A 17857-nucleotide genomic window follows, 5' to 3' on the forward strand; every position below is an offset into this window, starting at 1 on the left:
AGAGGTCTTATGCGCATCGCTTATGTTAAGGAGCCGCCCTTTAATGATGTTGACCCTTCGGGAGATGTCGTCGGGTGTGATATTGAGTTGGCACGTTTTGTGTGCGCCCGACTGAATGAACCATTCGACCCGATCGAAACCGAGTTTTCCGATCTTTTACCCGGTCTTATGGCTCGACGTTGGAATATGACCACCGGACTATTTGCGACTGATGCACGGCGGAAAACCGTGCTCTTCAGTCGGCCTGTGTGGGCACTGAGCGATGGTTTTTTGGTGCGTGCAGGCAATCCGTTTGATCTGTCGGGATACCGTGCGTTGGCCGACCATCCCCTTGCGACGCTGGCTGTCATACGGGATCAGGTTCAGCATCAAACGGCATTGGAAATCGGCATTCCAGAGGAGCGGATCAAAGTTTTCGCGACATACGATGAAGCCGCTGGCGCCGTTGGTTCTGCTGCTGTGGACGCTTATGCCAGCGTTGCACGTGCGCATGCCGGATTCATACAGCAAAATCCGAACATCGACGCCGAATATCTGACCGTGCCGGAATGCGAAAAACCGCCTGAATTTGGGTGTTTTGCCGTGAACAAACAGGACCGTGATTTGCTGGCAAATGTGAATCGCATTTTGGAGGGATATATTGGCACATCAGTTCATTGTGAAATGATGGCGGGCTTTGGCTTTTCAACAACGGATATAGACCTGGTGCGACTGGAGTGGCATGATCCGTAAGTCGCTAGGTAAGCACCTGCGCGCCTAGCAAGGGCGCGACTTGGCATTCTGTGCCAGCAATCATTTGCAAGACCGAAGGCTTAGGAACCGGTTGAACGGCAAGTTGTTTTTAGAGCGGTTGTGCATATCTGGATGGCCGGCTCTTTCAGATTCAACGACCAATTTTCACCGTACGCTTTGTAAAAGCCTGCTTGGCTTAATATGTGAATAGCCAAACCGTTTTTGGTGCTGGTTTTCACGGTGGGTTCTCACCGATGCGGTTGATCTGGCGATCGGTCTTGTTCAAACCATTTGCGATGTCGGTCGCAGGCTGCTTGGCTTGGTGTTGAGCGTCGCGCGCGTCCGCATGGCTGGGGATATGCATTTGCTTAAAGACTGACCCACTCAGGTATGTGGCACTGCGCCTCCCAAGTTCTTGTCGAGAAACCCACGCGTCGAAAATGCCTGCTGCCATCACTCCGAAACAGATTAAACTTTGTCGTTCTTTGCTCTGCGATCCTCGCCAACCCGAATCTTCAAACGCTTGCAAAAGAGCGCGGCCAAACCGAGATGTCGCGTTTCCATTTTCCGACAGTCTTGCCGCATCCATCCACTTTATCCGCCGCCCGGTGGTTGTTTGACAGGGTGAAACAGACGCGGGACCCTTGCCAGATGCATGGTGACCACGCGGTGGGAGACCGCTTCAGTTTTGAAAATTCCGACGCAAACCAAATTGCCTAGTTGCGCAAGATGTGATCCGGTGAAACTTGCTATCCTGCGGCGACCTGCCATCCGTCTTGCTCAGCACAGGCACGCAGGTCTGCACTCAATAGGTTGCCCGCCCGCCCGATAAGTCAAACGCCGACCCGGTCGTGAAGCTGTTTTCACGACTGACCAGCCAACAGATCATTGCGGCGGCTTCTTTCAACTCCAGAAAACGACCTCTGGGAATTTTGGACAGCATGAAGTCGATGTGTTCCTGGCTCATTTGATCAAAGATCCGAGTGCGCGCAGCGGCGGGCGTCACGCAATTTACGGCAATATCCTTGTCAGCCAATTCCTTGCCGAGAGATTTCGTCAATCCAATAACGCCGGCTTTGGATGCAGAATAGGCGCTTGCGTTCGGATTACCTTCTTTTCCGGCAACCGAGGCGATGTTTACGATGCGTCCGTAGTTTTGTGCGATCATGGTCGGTGCAACGGCCCGGTTGACGTGAAACGTGCCGAGAAGATTTATCTCTGTAATCTGTCGAAATTCTTCAACCGGGTAGTCGACCAGTGGCGCATTCGACCCGGCAATCCCTGCAGAATTCACACAAATGTCTACGCGACCGGCACTGTCATTGGTCGCTTCCATGGCCGCCGCAACACTGTTCCAGTCGGCCACATCCACGCTGCATGCAAATGCGCCTCGCCCAATATTCTTAGCAGCTTCCTGTGCAAGATCTGCGTCAAGATCCCAGATCGCAAGACGGGCGCCACCATCGGCCAGGCGCTCTGCAACAGCGCGCCCAATGCCCTGCGCGCCCCCCGTGACAATCGCGACTTGATCAGCGAATTCAACCAATGTGTTCGTATCCTTTTTCTTGCGAAACCCATTTGGATTAATCGCAGTGATAGCTGGTCCCGACCCGCATCTTACTATGCCATGGCCGATGTTTTAATGAGAGACACTGTCGTTGGTTCCGGAGTGCGGTGCAATATCATGGCGTCGCTTTCTTGACCCTTGACCATCTCCCGGTTGCGGGTGTGGTCGCGCTCACACCATTAGTTGCCTGTCTGGAACGGGGGCGGGTCGTCCTCTTCCGCCTCGGCGGAACCGGCTGTTTTGGCACCATACCACTTGGCGGCAGGGGCGGCGCTGAGACCGTGCAACAAAGCGCTGATCCAGACCGCATTGATCGCCACATGCAGGATCTGTTCGCCAAATTGAAGCGGAATGTCTTCGGCGATCATCAGAGCGAACAGAGCGGTCGCAAGACCTCTGGGGCCAAACCACCCGAAGAAAATGCGCGTCAATGGGCGGGCGTCCGTGCGCATCAGGGAAATCCATACCGCGAGGGGGCGTATGACAAAAAGGCTGAGCAGAATGAACCCCAGCATGGGCCATGTCAGGTGGTTTATCGCTTCGGGCACCATGGCAGCACCCAGCAGTAAGAATGCCGACCATGCCAGTAATTGTCCTTCACTTTCAGTGAATTCATAGACAAATTTGCAAGCCCCCATGACAATGCCGCCGAAGGCAAGCCCCGCAACGAAAGCCGAGACAAACCCGTTCCCGCCGATTAAGATGGCCGCGAGGTAAGCCGCCCCAGCCAGTGCGATCGCGCCAACGCCTTCATAGATGTCGGAGGTGGTGGCAAAAGCCTTTGCGCGCAACAATGCCCATCCCCCCAAGGCACCGACAACGGCTCCGGTCAGAGTACCCAGAAGGACCTGCTTTGCACCAAACAGCAGCCAAACACCGCCACCGATGTCGGTGGTCTCAGCTGCTGTCACGCTGGCAAAAAACAGGATGATCGGAAGCGCCAGACCATCATTCAAGCCACTTTCGACGGTCAATGCGCGGCGTTGGCGCATCGGCACATTCGGGTTAGTGATTACCGCCTGACCAAGGGCGGCATCGGTTGGCGCCAGAATGGCCGCTAGCAAGGCAAGACCCGCCAAAGGCCATGTGGGGAAAAGGAAGAAACCGACAAGACCACCAAGTACAATAGACAAAGGCAAGCCGATCAACAGCATACGCAACGGCCAGACATGCCGTTTGCGTAAGGCAATCAGATCGGTTTGAGCCGCATCCAGAAAAAGAAGGATAACCAGGGCTATTTCGGCAACCGGGTGCAGAAGTGCGTGCGATGCTTCTGTCGACAACAATCCGGTCAGCGATAATACAAACCCCAGCGTCAGGAAAACCATTGGCGCTGTAATCATCGTGGAGGACAGGCGATGGGCAATCATCGTAAAACCTGCTGTTATCAGGCAAATGATCAGAAATCCCGTCACGTCTTGCTGTCCCTGCGATGGTTTTAGGTTTTGGGCCAGTTACTGAAAACTCAGATAGTGCTTTTATGCAAATGGTAAGATCACGCATCGACCCTTTGATAACAGTTCTGTTTGCCAGTCTAGCGCAAGATTGGCCAGTGATGGGACGGGTGTATTGGTTCACCACCCCAGCGCTTTCTGACGCCCGTTGGTTTTTGGTCTGCATGGTCCTACGTGTTACGGTGTTGTTGCGTACCCAAAGCGACGGGGCACATTGAACGCCGCGTTGTCGCTCATAACTCTTGTGTTTCGTGAAATGCGATCAAGCAGGAAATGAACTCCAGCGTCTTGCGATCCGCTTCCGGTTTTTTCCGCGTGATTGCTGCAAAAGTACTGGTGTAGCTGGTTTCGCCGGGTGCAATCGGACGTACAATTCCCTTGCGAATGAATGTTTCGGCGACGTGGTCGGCCAAAAATCCAATATAGCGCCCGGATTGAATGAGCAGCGATAAGGCCTCTTCCTCCTGTACGCGTGCGGCGCGGGTAATCCCAAGATTTTGGCCGGCCATCATATTGGGTGAGTTGAAGGCGTATCCGGCATATTTGTGATCGGCGAGGTTCAGATCTGCCAAGGGCAAATTGCTCGCCACATCAAAAAGGCTGTGCCCTTCACCGCAATAAAGAGTCATCCGTTCGCAATAAAGCGGGATGTAATTCAGCAGGGTGGAATGGCGATGAATCGGGACGATCGCTGCATGTAACGATCCATCAATGACACGGGCTTCCAACGTACTGGGAGGATCAAGTGCAACTTCCAGATCAACTTCAGGCGCAATTTGGTCATATTTTTGAATGGCTTTATGGATATTTGCATTTGGGTTGGTGCTGGATTGATCAAAGAGACCCAAGCGCAAGGTGCCTGTCAGTGTCGTGTGAATGTTATCGATCTCGGATTGAAAACCATCAATGGAAGAGAGTAACTTTCGCGCTGCCACGAGAACCTGTTCACCCTCCGGCGTCAGCGAAAACCCGGAAGGACCTCGATTGCAGAGTTTTAATCCGATCCGCAGTTCCAGATCCGAAATATGTTTGGAGATTGTGGAACGGCCAATGTTCAACTCGAACTCTGACGCGGCGAACCCGCGGCACTCCGTAACGATTATGAAGATCCGCACGAGGCGAATATCGACGTCACTGAGGCTTCGAATGAGTGCGCGTTTGGCCATCTAAAGTTTCCTGTACATGAAACTATACACAGTAATGTTGCAGCTTATCAAACACTGTGCGAGGCTTATGCTCATAAACACGAAGGTCGGGCGGTGCGCCCGGTCTCAAACAGGGAGACAGATAATGTCATTAAAGCCACCACTATCGGATCTACCGATAAAAACCGCCGACAGCGGTTTTTATCGTGGATTCAGTGTCAACGTGACCGTGATCAGTAAGATCATCATCAGCATGCTGGTGGTCTGGTGTATCGTCTGGCCGACGCAGGCGGGTACCGTTCTTGGCAATTGGAACACGGCAATTCTTGCGCAGTTTGCAGCTTGGTACATCTGGGTTGTGACCGCTTTTGTCATTGTTTGCATTGGCTTGGCGATTTGGCCGACGGCCGGGCGCCTGAACCTCGGCACGGATGGTGAAAAGCCCGAATTCTCCAATTTCTCATGGTTCTCCATGATGTTCGGCGCCGGAATTGGTGTCGGCATGTTGACCTGGGCTGTGGCGGAACCTGTTGCGCACTTCCAGAATAATCCGTCGGTCATTCAGGGTGTGACGACAGCCCTTGATGCGGACAATGTGCGCACAGCTTATGTCTGGTCCTACCTCCACTGGGGGCTTGGGGCCTGGGCCTGTTATGCGGTCGCCGGACTTGCATTGGCGTTTTTCAGCTACCGTCGCGGGCTTCCCTTAACCATTCGCTCCTCCCTCACGCCGCTTTTTGGCAAATCCCTGTCCGGTAATCTGGGCCACTTTATCGACATCGTGGCAGTCGTAGCGACCATTCTCGGCGTGGCGCAAACGCTGGGATTTGGCGTTGAGCAATTCGTTGCAGGCTTGACCCGCATTGGGATTGGCGGGCTCGCGCTGGAAGATGGATCAGCCACAACGCTCGGAATTATTATCGCGCTGGCCGTCATCATGGGAGCCTCCACGCTTTCTGCCCTTTCCGGTGTCGGCAAAGGCATCAAATGGCTGTCCAATATCAACATGGTCTTGTCGATCTTCCTGTTGGGTTTCTTCATCATCTTTGGGGCAACATGGTTCGGCGCTTTGGCGTTCTTTGTCGGCATCTGGGATTATCTGGTCGCGCTGCCCTGGCTGAGCTTCAACGTCTACAGCTCAGACGGTGTCGAAGGGTCGGAATCCTTCCTGCTGACGCAATGGCAGGGCTGGTGGCCAGTATTCTATTGGGCCTGGTGGATCGCATTCGCGCCTTTCGTGGGACTGTTCCTGGCGCGTATTTCGCGCGGCCGGACCATCCGTGAATTCGTTCTTGGCGCGATGATCGTGCCGTCGCTGATGTGCTTTGTCTGGTTCGCCTGGGCTGGCGGTACAGCGATTGATCTGGAACTCAACGGGGGTGCGGATGGTACCATTCTGGGAGCGGCCAATGGTGACAAGATCTTTGCCATGACCGAATTCATGCTCGCGCCGATTGCACAGGCTCTGGCCTGGGGCATGGCGGTCCTGATTGTTGTCTTGCTGATGACCTTTCTGGTCACGTCCGCTGACTCCGCGGTACTGATCGTGAACACCATCAATGCGGCAGGTGACGAAGGCCCCAAAGCCCGTCCCCACATCCTGTTCTGGGGGGCTGCCCTTGCCTGCGTGGTGGGGGGCTTGCTGATCTCGGGCGGGACCGGTGCCATCCAAACCGCAATGGTGATCGGCGCTTTGCCTTTCTCCATCGTGATGGCGCTGATGTGCATCGCTTTGATTAAGGCAATTTGGAACGATGGTCGCCGCGAAGCTGCCGGCGTTGCAACAACGATCGATCCGGACACCTCGGTCATGCCTGCTGAATAAGCACGGCAGGTCATCCTGCGACGGCCCCGGCAATAAGCCGGGGCCGTTTGTTTTTGTGGAATGGGCCGGCATTTTTTGTAGAGTTCTAGGTAGGCAGGACCGCCGTCGCAGGATCTTGTTGCAGCCTTTTAAGAGACCCAAACGGCGACTTGGTACCGCGCACAGACTTGGGGAAATGCGTCGTGGTCGTGAGCCGGTCGCCGTAACGCCTCACAACACCGCAAGTACCAGCCTAAATGGAAAGATGGCGCATGCTTTCGTTTAATTGTGTAATCGGGCTGACTCTTCTTTCGAAAACTCAATCAAAGCGATAGGATTTTGGCAAAATCCGTTTTGCATACCCGGCCTTGATCTTTTGAAACTGACTGGCTGGGCACCGAAGTCGAGTACTGGGATATCATAAATGACACACGCGCTCCTGACTGAAGATCACGTGGAAACCTTCCAGCGTGACGGTGTCGTGCTGATCAAAGGCCTGTTTCGTGACCATGTAGAGACGCTGCGTGCCGGTGTTGCGCGCAACATGGCGGAACCCGGACCTTTTGCTGCCGAGAACCTCAAGGCGGGGGAGGGTGGACGCTTTTTCGATGATTATTGTAACTGGACGCGCATTCCCGAATTTGAAGATGTGATCCGCAATTCGCCAGCCGCTGAAGTGGCAGCAGATCTGATGCGATCCCGCAAGGTTCAGGTTTTCCATGATCATGTCCTCGTCAAAGAACCCGGGACCTCCAAACCGACCCCGTGGCATCAGGATGGGCCGTATTACTTTGTTGAGGGCAAGCAGAATGTGAGTTTCTGGTCGCCGCTTGATCCGGTGCAGGATGCAAGCCTGCGGTGTGTGGCAGGCAGCCATCTGTGGGCAAAACCGGTCTTGCCGACGCGCTGGTTGTCTGAAACCAGTTTCTTTCCCGATGATGATGCCTATATGCCGGTGCCGGATCCCGACAGAGAAGGCATGGAAATCCGCGAATGGGACATGGCGCCGGGAGATGCAGTGGCTTTCAGTTTTGGCATTCTGCACGGGGCGCGTGGAAACGAAACCAAAAGCCGTCGCCGTGCCTTTTCGCTGCGTCTGGTCGGGGATGACGCGCGATTTGTGGCGCGTCCGGGCCCGACATCGCCGCCTTTTCCAGGGCATGACATGCAACCTGGTGACAGGCTGCGAGAAGACTGGTTCCCCGAGATCTATCAGAGCCATGCTGCGGCATCATAAGCGTCTTATCAATAGCTTTGGTGTGAAAAATAATCCGCCAGATGATCAATGACGGCACGAATGCGCGCGGTCAGGTGGCGCCCCGGCGGATAGACCGCATAAAGTCCCAACAGATCGGACTCATGCTTTTCAAGCAACAGCCTGAGCCGTCCCTCTTTGAGAAAAGGTGCCGCAGTGTAATGCGGAATGCGCCCTATCCCCAGACCATCTGCCGCCATATGTGCAACAGCCAGTGGCGAATTCGCACGAAAATTGCCGGCAACGGGAATGCTGCTGTCATCGCCATCTGTCCGTACTTGCCAGTGATCTACGCTCTGCCGTGTCGTCTGCAACAGGCAGTTATGCGTCATGAGCGCATCTGGATCTTTCGGGGTTCCATGTTCTGACAGGTACTGCGGGGCCGCGCAAAAGACGATCCGCATGTCCATCAGTTTTCTGGCCACCAGAGTGCTGTCCTTCAGAACACCGAACCGTATGGCCAGATCGAAACCCTGTTCAATGATTGAAACATGATGGTCAGATAAATGAAGGTCGACCTCAACCTTTGGATGGGCTTCTTGAAAGGGCTTTAATGCATGCACCAATTGCGCGCTGCCAAACCCGGTGGGGGCGGTGATCCGCACCGGGCCTGCCAACTCTGACTGCCGCGACTGTACCAACCCTTCTAACTCATCAAACTGATCCAGAAGGGGCTGGCAGCGTTTGTAGTAGGCCTCGCCTGTTTCCGTCAGCGTTACGGATCGCGTTGTGCGATGGAAAAACTGAGCGCCGAGTTTTTCCTCAAGCTGGCGTACGTATTTGCTCGCCAGTTTGGTACTGATCCCCAGACGCCGCGCCGCTTCGGTGAAGGACCCATGCGCGGCCACGGCGGCGAAGATGCGCATGCCTCGGATGGTATCCAACTTATTATCCCCATTTTGTACATAAATATTCCAGATTTTGGTATATTATCGCCGGAACCTGATCAAGCTATGTCTTCTCCTGTCCGGACCTACCGGAACCCAATTCAATAGAGGACGGCCTCAATGACAAACAACATCCGTATTCATAGTTTTCCGCTCTCCGGACATGCACATCGTGTCGTCCTTTTTGCCAATCTTGCGGGGATAGCCCATGACGTTGTCGATGTGGATTTGCCAAATGGCGCGCATAAGACCCCTGAGTTCCTCGCGATGAACCCTGCCGGGCAAGTGCCGGTTCTGGAGGACACAGACACATTCATAAGCGATAGCAACGCGATTTTAGTATATCTCGCGCGCAAATATGCCCCGGGTTTTCTGCCCAGTGATCCGGTGCTTGAAGCCGAAGTGCAAAAGTTTCTGACGCTTGCTGCAGGCGAGATCGCTTTTGGCCCAGCCGCGGCACGGTTGATCACAGTGTTCAATGCGCCGCTTAATGCAGAGGCTTGCCATGCGACCGCCGCGAAAGGCCTGGGAAAGCTTGAGGCACATCTGGAAGGACGTGATTTTCTCGTCGGCGATACGCCCAGCATCGCAGACGTCGCTATTTACAGTTACACCGCACATGCACCAGAGGGGGGCGTTTCACTCGACCCTTACCCGAATGTGCGCCGCTTTCTATCCAATGTCGAAGCCTTGCCCGGTTTCATTGGCATGCCAAAAACCAAGGCGGGCCTGCAAGCTTGACCTGTTATTGCGGCCGACGTGGGCGGAAGCGAACTCAACTTCGACATTCAAATGAGGTCTACCATGCCTGATCCTGATCCCACTACACCGTCGCCTTTCCACGAGGGCGAAAAAACCCTGCAAGTGCGTGCCGGCAAACGCGAGGCGATTGAGGCTTTTGGTCGTCGTGCAATTCGCCCGTTCATGCCAGACCAGCATCGTTCGTTTTTTGCCACGCTGCCGTTTCTGGTGGTCGGCAGTATGGATGATGGGGGACGGCCCTGGGCATCAATCCTGGCCAGACGTCCGGGCTTTGTGCAGAGCCCCAGCAACACGCGTCTGGATGTGAAAGCGATGCCCGTGAAAGATGATCCTTTGGCCAAGAACCTGAAAACGGGCGCTGCGATTGGGATCCTTGGCATCGATCTCGGGACTCGGCGTCGCAATCGGATGAATGCAAGGGTGGCCAGCGTGAAGAGTGGTTCTTTTTCACTGGAGGTGGATCAATCCTTTGGCAATTGCCCGCAGTATATTCAAACACGTGATATCGATTTTGTAAGAGACACCGCAATGGGCCATGACTCCGCGCCAACGGAGCGGTTCGACACGTTGGACAACACGAAACGCGCGTGGATTGGCCAAGCGGACATGTTCTTTGTCGCCAGCGGTGTACATCCCAGTGATGATCCGGCGCGCCAAGGCGTTGATGTCTCTCATCGCGGTGGGCGTGCGGGCTTTGTCAAGGTCGAGGGTAACACCCTGACCATACCCGATTATTCGGGCAATTATTTGTTCAATACATTGGGTAATTTTCTGATCAATCCCAAGGCGGGTCTGACCTTCATCGACTTCTCAACCGGTGATGTCTTGAGCTTGACCGGTACGGTCGAATTGCTGGGGGAAGATGACCCTGAGATAAGCGCTTTCAGGGGTGCTGAGCGGGGGTGGCGTTTCACGCTGGCTCATGGCGTGCAAATGTTTGATGCTCTGCCTTTGCGCGCGCGCTTCGGGGAATGGTCTCCCGGAAGCTTGTTGGCCGGTGATTGGGCCGAAACGGCAAAACAACTCAAAGCAGAGGCAGAACGCGACATATGGCGGCGTTTTGTGGTTAGCCGCATTGTGGATGAAAGCAGTGTCATTCGCTCGTTTTATCTGGAACCCGAAGATGCCACGCCTGTACCAAACTTTGAGCCGGGCCAGTTTTTGACGGTGCGCGCGACCCCGCGCGGGATGCATGAAGCGATTTTGCGAACATATACGGTTTCATCAGCGCCGAGCGACTCAGGTTACCGGATTTCGATCAAACATGAACTTGATGGTCAGATGTCAAATCACCTGCACACCGGACTCAAAGTAGGAGATACAATTGATGTAAAAGCGCCCAAGGGGAATTTCACGCTTGATCCGGCAGAAACCCGGCCGGCGGTTTTGATTGGCGGCGGCGTAGGCATTACGCCGATGATTTCGATGGCGCGGCAAGTGGTTCACCATGCGACGCGCACACGGCATTTGAGACCCATGACGATCTATCACAGTGCATCCAATACAATGCAACGCGCGTTTCGGGATGAGTTTCTAGTCTTGTCGGCCCAAAGCGACGGCGCGATCCAATACCACTCGCTGATCAGTAACCCGGCACGTGATGAGACCCGGGGTCAGGATTTTGATCATGTGGGACGGGTTAACGCAGACATGATTAGAAATACCTTGCTGTTAGAGGATTGTGATTATTACATTTGCGGCCCAGCAGAATTCATGCAGGCGACGTACTCTGCATTGCGATCCGTGGGTGTTTGTGATCAGCGCATCAAGGCTGAGGCTTTTGGACCTGCCGCTTTGCAGCGTAGACCGGATGACCCAGCCGTTTTGCGCCAGGTTGATGAAGCTGAAACCGCCGTGGTCAGATTTGCGAAGTCGCATGTTGAGCAGCCTTGGCACGCAGGTGATGCATCGCTGCTGGACACAGCGGAGGCCCATGGTTTGAAGCCTGACTTTTCATGCCGAAATGGCGTATGCGGCAGCTGCGCTACCCGAAAGAGCGCAGGAGAGGTCGTGTATCGTACGCCCCCCACTGCAGAGATCGGTGTCGATGAAATCCTGTTGTGCTGTGCCGTGCCGGCCAAGGGAACAGAAGTGTTGGAGTTGGACCTCTGAAACGCGCCCGTCGGCTCATTGGCTAGGCGCACCACACGCCTCGACGTTGGTGAGTTTTTGGGTATCGAAGGGCGCACGTCTGGTGCCTGCGACACCAACGCAGATCATTTACGCTCGTTAATGTCCTCTCAACACACCGCGATTTTGTGTGAATTTGACAACTGAAAGCGGCAGACGATCAAAGTGTGCCGCGCGCAAGTTGAAAAACTGATAGCGCGCTGCCGGTTCAGTTGTGAAAAAAATCATTACAAAGCCGCCCCGAACCCATGATTCCTGGCTTTGCCAGGGGGAGCTCCACTCCTATAGGTGCCCCAACATCGTGACGATGACTAGTTGATTTCAAACGTGACGAAGGTCGGTGCATCGCGATTTTCTTGCGTGCGTTACACCATACTGAACGCCGAAAAACGCGCGATGCGGCAAATCCCTGATCGAGTTTGCGTCGCCCCGTCAAGTTCGGAAAGGCGCCTGTTGATCGCACAATGGCATCTGTATAATTTTGACATCTGATGTTTTGCCGGGCATTGCAGTAACAAAACAATCGGCTGCACACGCGCCAAAGGAAGACAACTTGAACGCCCGAATATTTTCGACGCGAAAACGCCCGTTCCATCTTGGACCGTTTCCGCTGGAACGTCTGGCGCGCGCCGATGGTCAATCTGACTTGTCACATGTACCGGCGATGTCGCCCGTGCGGTTTGAGCATCGCGATACGCCGCGCTCTCTTGTAAGTGCCATGAGCGAATATCAAGCGATGCTCGACGCCATTCGTGACGGATTGATCAATTCCGAAATTTCTCAATGCCCGGATGATCCTGAGGAACGGGCGCGCCATATCAAGTCCTTTGGGTATTTTCAGGACGCACCGATGGTGGGCATCGGACGGCTTGAGGCGGACCATTTGCTCCGCACGCCAATACGAAATCCTGACATTGACCGTCTGGTGGAGGATTTGAAAACCAAGCAAACCAAAACACTATCTGCCGGAATTGATACCATCATGGCGGACCTCAAGGACAGTATGACCGCGCCGCCGCGCAGTCTGGATGCCCATACGCATACGATTGTTTTCCTATACAACTACAACCGCGATCCCGCACGGGAAGAATCCGGTTATGACTGGATTTCGGGTGCCAACCCTTACCGGGCGAGCCTTTTGGGGGCGGAAACCGCGATCATCATCGCAGGCTACCTGCGGGTCCTTGGCTATGACGCCAAAGCGCATACGTCCAGTGCGTCGGATGTCGATCTGAACAAATTGACGATCAGGGCCGGATTGGCGACGTTGGAAGACGGCCGACTGGTCAACCCTTATGTAGGGGATCGGTTTCAGGTGACGGCGATCACGACGAATTTTGCCATGACACCGGATGCGCCGTTGGTGCCATTGTCCCAACAGCCGAAATCGGTGACCCGCGGCTGGGCTTGGAAACTCGGGGCCGGGTCCCAGAAAAATGCAATGACGTTGGATCCTTATGCCAAGCGTCACTATGCGCAGGGTGCCTATCCGTTTGAAACGCTGAAGCGAGTGGAAAAGCCGACAACCTATATTGACGAGGCGCGGGTGGCGCGGGTGCCCAAACGCACCGACATGTTCGCGCGCGCGCAGTTTGGCGACATGGGCAAAGCCAACCAGGAAGCGACCACGGGGGGATACTTCGCGCAAAAAGCGCCGATCAGCAGAGCAATACGCCGCCCATCCGGAGCGTTTCTGTTGTTGCAAAACGGGACCGTGGCGGATGACATTGCGCCGGATACCGAAGATGCGGCGCGCAACGCGGCCGGGATCAAGGCCGCGAGCTATTTCCTTGGTGCGGATGCGGTCGGGATTTCGCGCTGCCCTGATTGGGTGTGGTATAGCCACGATGCTGTGGGCGAGCCGATTGTGCCAACGCATACCAGTGCGATCAGCATGATTATTGATCAGGGTTTCGAGACAACGGAAGGGTCCTCTGGGGACGACTGGATCGCGGTCACCCAATCCATGCGCGCCTATCTGCGGTTTGCCCTGCTGGGTGGGGTGATTGGCAAACACATCCGCAACCTTGGCTATGAAGCCCGCGTTCACACCAATCTGGACGGGGAGGTGCTGCAACCGCCGCTGTTGCTATTGGCCGGGCTCGGAGAGGTCAGCCGCATCGGCGAGGTGATCGTGAACCCTTTTCTGGGCCCGCGTCTGAAGTCCGGTTGCATCACCACAAACATGCCGCTGTCCCATGACAAGCCAATTGATTTTGGCATGCAGGCCTTTTGCGAATCCTGCAACAAATGCGCGCGTGAATGCCCGTCCGGGGCGATTACGGCAGGTCCGAAACTGATGTTCAATGGCTATGAAATCTGGAAATCGGACAGCCAGAAATGTACAACCTATCGACTGACGCAAATGGGCGGGGCCATGTGTGGGCGGTGTATGAAAACCTGCCCCTGGAACGTCGAAGGGTTGCAGCACGAAAAACCTCTACGCTGGATCGCAATGAATGTCCCGGCCATGGCAGGCGTGTTGGCACGTGCAGATGATTTGGTGGGTAACGGCAGGATCAACCCACAAAAGCGGTGGTGGTGGGATCTGAAGGTGAATGAGCGGGGTGGGTTTGATCCTGTTGAGGGGCCTTCCAATCAACGCGAACTGCAAACCGATCTGAAGTTGAAGTACGAAGATCAGACCTTGGCTGTTTACCCCGCAAATCTGGCACCACCGCCCTGGCCTTTCCCTTTTCCGATGGACCGCGAGAAGGGGATCGAAGCCTATCAGGCTCTGATCACCGCCAAGGAATACCAAACCCGGCTGGAACGTGGTGACACGGAAGGGTTGGCGCATACTTTTCTGGGCGGCGGCGATGCGCCCGTCACCCGCGTGCAGGTGCGCAAAGTGACGCATTTGTCGCCAAAGGTCACGCAATACGAGCTTGCCTCCATCGATGGTTCGCCACTGCCAGAATGGCGGGCGGGGGCGCATCTGGATATTGTGGTCGCGCCGGAATTCGTCAGACCGTATTCTCTTTCGGGCGATCCGGCTGATCGCTCTTGCTACAAGGTTTCGGTTCTGCGCGAAGACGACGGGCGCGGCGGCTCAAAATTACTGCACAAGATATTTTCAGAGGGGCGAAAGATATTTGTATCCAACCCGATCAACCACTTCCCGTTAAGGGATGAAGCGAGCAAACATATTTTAATGGGAGGGGGCATCGGGATCACGCCAATGATTGCCTTTGCTCATGAATGCCATGCCAGGGGCCTGGCTTTCGAAGTGCATTACTCAGCGTCTCGCCGTACTGAGGCGGCGTTTGCCGACGCATTGATGGCGCAACCCTGGGCTCGAAACGTGGCGTTGCATATATCGGATGAAAACAACCGCGCAGTGCTTGACGAGGTTTTGTCTGGCTATCAGCCAGGTTGGCATGTCTATACCTGCGGTCCGGACCTCTACATGAACAGTGTAGTGCAAGCCGCGCAAAGGCAGGGTTTTCCAACGGAGGCCTGCCATATCGAATACTTTTCCGTGCCTGAATTGCCGGAGTATAAAAATCATCCCTTCACCCTGAAAATTGCCAGTTCCGGACGAGAATTACAGGTGCCGGAGGATAAGGCAGCGACGGATGTTTTGCTGGAAAATGGGTTCAGCGTGGATGTGAAATGCTCCGACGGTATCTGCGGCGTTTGCAAATGTGATCTTGTGTCCGGGGAGGTTGAACATCGCGATTTTGTTTTGTCCAACAAACAACGTGAAAGCGCGCTTATTCTATGTCAAAGCCGAGCTGCGAAACCGGGGGGAGTGGTCGAGATCGATTTATGAGCGCCTTGGCATCAGGGCGCTTGATCTTGAGACAGGCGCGCCAAAACGGTTTCGGCAGCCTCCAATGCGCCTTCCAAAAACCCACCGTCCCCAGGCGCGGTTTCTGTTCCGGCCACCAGGATGTCTGTTCCCGCCCAATCGCCCAACTCGCTGGGAAGGAGATAGATTGGATGCTCACGCGGCAGGTTTTGATCCTGCGGCACGGCGGTCATCGGATCACTGGCCCAATCCTTGACGAACACATCACCAGGCGTCCCAGCCTGCACACCAAAAAGGCGAACCAATTGCTCAATTGCGCGCGTGCGAATGTCGTGACGGTCCGATACGCCGACGAATCCGAACAGCGCAGCGGCACCGTTCATCTCATCGGTGGCATCGTGGATTTCCGTCAGGGGTCCAATGTGGCTGATTGCATCACCTGAAAACCCGGCGTCCCGCCAAAACGCATGCTCATAGGTGGCGACAACCTTTGTATGACCCGCCATCCAGGTCGGAATGGCAGCCAGCGCATGTTTGAGATTGCTCGGCAGATCCGGTGTAAATCGAATACGGTCTGACCAAAGGCGAGGGGGCAGTGCGAGAACAACCCGTCGCGCTGAAATTTCCATGCCGGAAGCTGTTTGCACCTGCAGCCCACCTTGTATTCGGTCGATTTGAGTGACCTCTTGTTTTAAATGGATATGTTGTGAGCACAGACTCGACGATAGCCCATGTATCAGTTGATCACTGCCCCCTTTGATGCGAAGCGCGTCGCCCATGGTGGCAAATTCGAGGTCGCGGCGCAGGTGACCATTGGCGTCCTCAAACACCAGACGCCCTTCGCCATACTGGTTGTACAGGCGCAGGTCGAAATCCTGGATCAGTGCCAAGAGCCTTTGATTGTGGGGCCAGATCCATGCCGGGCCCATGTCAAAGCGCCCCTCCGACTTCAGGCAAGTCTCGCCGAGAATACGCCCGCCCAGACGGTCACGTGCTTCCAGAAGCGTGAAGCCAATGCCCCGCTCCGACAGCCCTCGTGCCACGGCAAGCCCGCTTAGGCCGCCGCCGACAATCACCACATCGCTATGGGCAGAATTCATGCTAAGGGCACTGGGCTCAGATGCCCTGATTTTATCCAGACCTGCGCACCGTCTTTGCCAGCCATCGCTTCTGAAGCGGTTCCCGCTGGTAATCGAAGCCAGTCCCAGACGCCAAACGCATCCGCGCTCTCTTCAAAACCACCCTTGATTACAAAGAGTTCCATACCGCCTGACGCATCCAGCGCATGGGTGCTGTCAGCCGCCCAGTTTTCAACCCGCACATCTTCATGTGCGTCTGTGTGAAGAGTGTGCACAGCTTGTGCGTCAGAAATTTCGACCCGGATCTGTGTGCGGTCCGCAGGATCAAACTGATGTAGTTTGACCAAGATAACCGCCCCATCCGGGGCTGAGGGTGTATGGCTCGAAGTCGGCGGGTTGCGGACATAGGTTCCGGTCGGAAAAGCACCGTGTTCGTCGCAAAACGTACCCTCCAGCACCAGATATTCCTCGCCACCATCATGTGTGTGCGCGGAAAAGGCACTGCCGGGTGCGTAGCGCACAATGGTAGTCGCGCGTGCCACTTCATCCCCGATCCTGTCCAGCATTTTGCGCTCGACACCGGGCATTGGTGAGGCGACCCATGTGCTTTCGTCGAATCGCACCATGGCGCGCTGGGAGAAATCCGCGTTGAGTTTCATTGTCTGTGTCCTTCTTGTCGCCTGCAGCCCGTAGCCAGGCGGCGGTCTTGAGCCGTATCAAATCCTAACATGACGGATTTGGAAGGAAGGGGCCAAGGTTATGACCCCATCCTCGCGTTAGTTTGACATTGTGTGACCGGAATGATCAGTTTTGTCGCTGTTTCCACGTTCTTCAACGTTAAACATCACTTCGACTTCCCCGGCGTTTTCGAAAATCAGTGTTGCAGGGATTTTTTCGCCCACCTCAAATCCATCTCCGCCGAGGCCCATGAACATGACATGGTATCCGCCTGGTTCCAAGGCGACCGTTTCGCCTGCCGGGATGTCGATTCCATCAACGTGCATCATGCGCGCGATGCCATCTTTTTCCTCGGTTGTATGCAATTCGACGCGCGGGAAGTCGGCCTTGGCACCTATCAGGCGGTCAGGGGTGTCGCCCGTGTTAGTCACTTCCAGATAGCCACCACCGGATTTTGCTGTGGCCGCGGTGTTGAATGTCATCGGATGGTTGATTACCAGCGCGCCAACCTTGAATTCGTGGGCAAAAGCGGCGCTCGACATAGTCAGAAGTGCAGCGGTGGCTGCTGCGAAAACGTTTTTCATAATTGTGTTCCGTGATAGGCGCCTGC

The 17857-nt window shown here is 55.1% G+C and carries 13 protein-coding genes; 6 read left to right on the forward strand and 7 right to left on the reverse strand.

Going from position 1 to position 17857, the window contains the following annotated elements; translation table 11 throughout:
- Window positions 1-9: 9 nt before the first annotated feature.
- The gene (locus R8G34_20295; GenBank protein MDW3225199.1) at window positions 10-732 is read left to right on the forward strand and encodes a transporter substrate-binding domain-containing protein; all 723 of its coding nucleotides are present in this window, start codon (window positions 10-12) and stop codon (window positions 730-732) included.
- A gap of 805 nt (window positions 733-1537) precedes the next feature.
- Here R8G34_20295 and R8G34_20300 read toward each other — a convergent pair.
- The 3 genes from R8G34_20300 to R8G34_20310 form a co-directional block, all read right to left on the reverse strand.
- Window positions 1538-2278: an SDR family NAD(P)-dependent oxidoreductase gene (locus R8G34_20300; protein MDW3225200.1), complete on the reverse strand. Its 741-nt coding sequence runs from the start codon at window positions 2276-2278 to the stop codon at window positions 1538-1540.
- A gap of 200 nt (window positions 2279-2478) precedes the next feature.
- Window positions 2479-3714, reverse strand: a complete 1236-nt coding sequence (locus R8G34_20305) for a cation:proton antiporter (GenBank protein ID MDW3225201.1) — start codon at window positions 3712-3714, stop codon at window positions 2479-2481.
- A 272-nt stretch (window positions 3715-3986) separates the two neighbouring features.
- Window positions 3987-4919, reverse strand: a complete 933-nt coding sequence (locus R8G34_20310) for a LysR family transcriptional regulator (protein ID MDW3225202.1) — start codon at window positions 4917-4919, stop codon at window positions 3987-3989.
- 124 nt (window positions 4920-5043) lie between these two features.
- Here R8G34_20310 and R8G34_20315 point away from each other — a divergent pair, with 124 nt between their 5' ends.
- Window positions 5044-6723: a BCCT family transporter gene (locus tag R8G34_20315; GenBank protein ID MDW3225203.1), complete on the forward strand. Its 1680-nt coding sequence runs from the start codon at window positions 5044-5046 to the stop codon at window positions 6721-6723.
- A gap of 403 nt (window positions 6724-7126) precedes the next feature.
- A complete protein-coding gene (locus tag R8G34_20320; protein ID MDW3225204.1) occupies window positions 7127-7939 on the forward strand; it encodes a phytanoyl-CoA dioxygenase family protein in 813 nt (270 codons plus the stop codon).
- An 8-nt stretch (window positions 7940-7947) separates the two neighbouring features.
- Here the strand turns inward: R8G34_20320 and R8G34_20325 are convergent, their stop codons facing one another.
- On the reverse strand, window positions 7948-8841 hold the full coding sequence (locus tag R8G34_20325; GenBank protein ID MDW3225205.1) for a LysR family transcriptional regulator: 894 nt from the start codon (window positions 8839-8841) through the stop codon (window positions 7948-7950).
- 123 nt (window positions 8842-8964) lie between these two features.
- On the opposite strand from R8G34_20325, the gene R8G34_20330 reads away from it, so the two are divergent.
- The 3 genes from R8G34_20330 to R8G34_20340 all read left to right on the forward strand — a co-directional run bounded on the left by R8G34_20330 (window position 8965) and on the right by R8G34_20340 (window position 15511).
- A complete protein-coding gene (locus R8G34_20330; GenBank protein ID MDW3225206.1) occupies window positions 8965-9585 on the forward strand; it encodes a glutathione S-transferase in 621 nt (206 codons plus the stop codon).
- Between the two features lie 63 nt (window positions 9586-9648).
- A complete protein-coding gene (locus tag R8G34_20335) occupies window positions 9649-11718 on the forward strand; it encodes a pyridoxamine 5'-phosphate oxidase family protein (protein ID MDW3225207.1) in 2070 nt (689 codons plus the stop codon).
- Between the two features lie 571 nt (window positions 11719-12289).
- Window positions 12290-15511, forward strand: coding sequence for a reductive dehalogenase (locus tag R8G34_20340; GenBank protein ID MDW3225208.1), 3222 nt, complete (start codon window positions 12290-12292; stop codon window positions 15509-15511).
- Window positions 15512-15522: 11 nt separating this feature from the next.
- On the opposite strand, the gene R8G34_20345 is transcribed toward R8G34_20340, so the two are convergent.
- The 3 genes from R8G34_20345 to R8G34_20355 form a co-directional block, all read right to left on the reverse strand.
- The gene (locus R8G34_20345; GenBank protein MDW3225209.1) at window positions 15523-16590 is read right to left on the reverse strand and encodes an FAD-dependent oxidoreductase; all 1068 of its coding nucleotides are present in this window, start codon (window positions 16588-16590) and stop codon (window positions 15523-15525) included.
- Window positions 16587-17228 (reverse strand): cupin domain-containing protein, encoded by a 642-nt coding sequence (locus tag R8G34_20350; protein ID MDW3225210.1) that lies wholly within the window; start codon window positions 17226-17228, stop codon window positions 16587-16589. Before R8G34_20350 ends, R8G34_20345 begins: the two co-directional genes overlap by 4 nt.
- Window positions 17229-17345: 117 nt before the next feature.
- On the reverse strand, window positions 17346-17831 hold the full coding sequence (locus tag R8G34_20355; GenBank protein ID MDW3225211.1) for a copper chaperone PCu(A)C: 486 nt from the start codon (window positions 17829-17831) through the stop codon (window positions 17346-17348).
- Between the last annotated feature and the right edge of the window lie 26 nt (window positions 17832-17857).

Source organism: Paracoccaceae bacterium (assembly GCA_033344815.1).
Classification (GTDB): Bacteria; Pseudomonadota; Alphaproteobacteria; order Rhodobacterales; family Rhodobacteraceae; genus Roseobacter.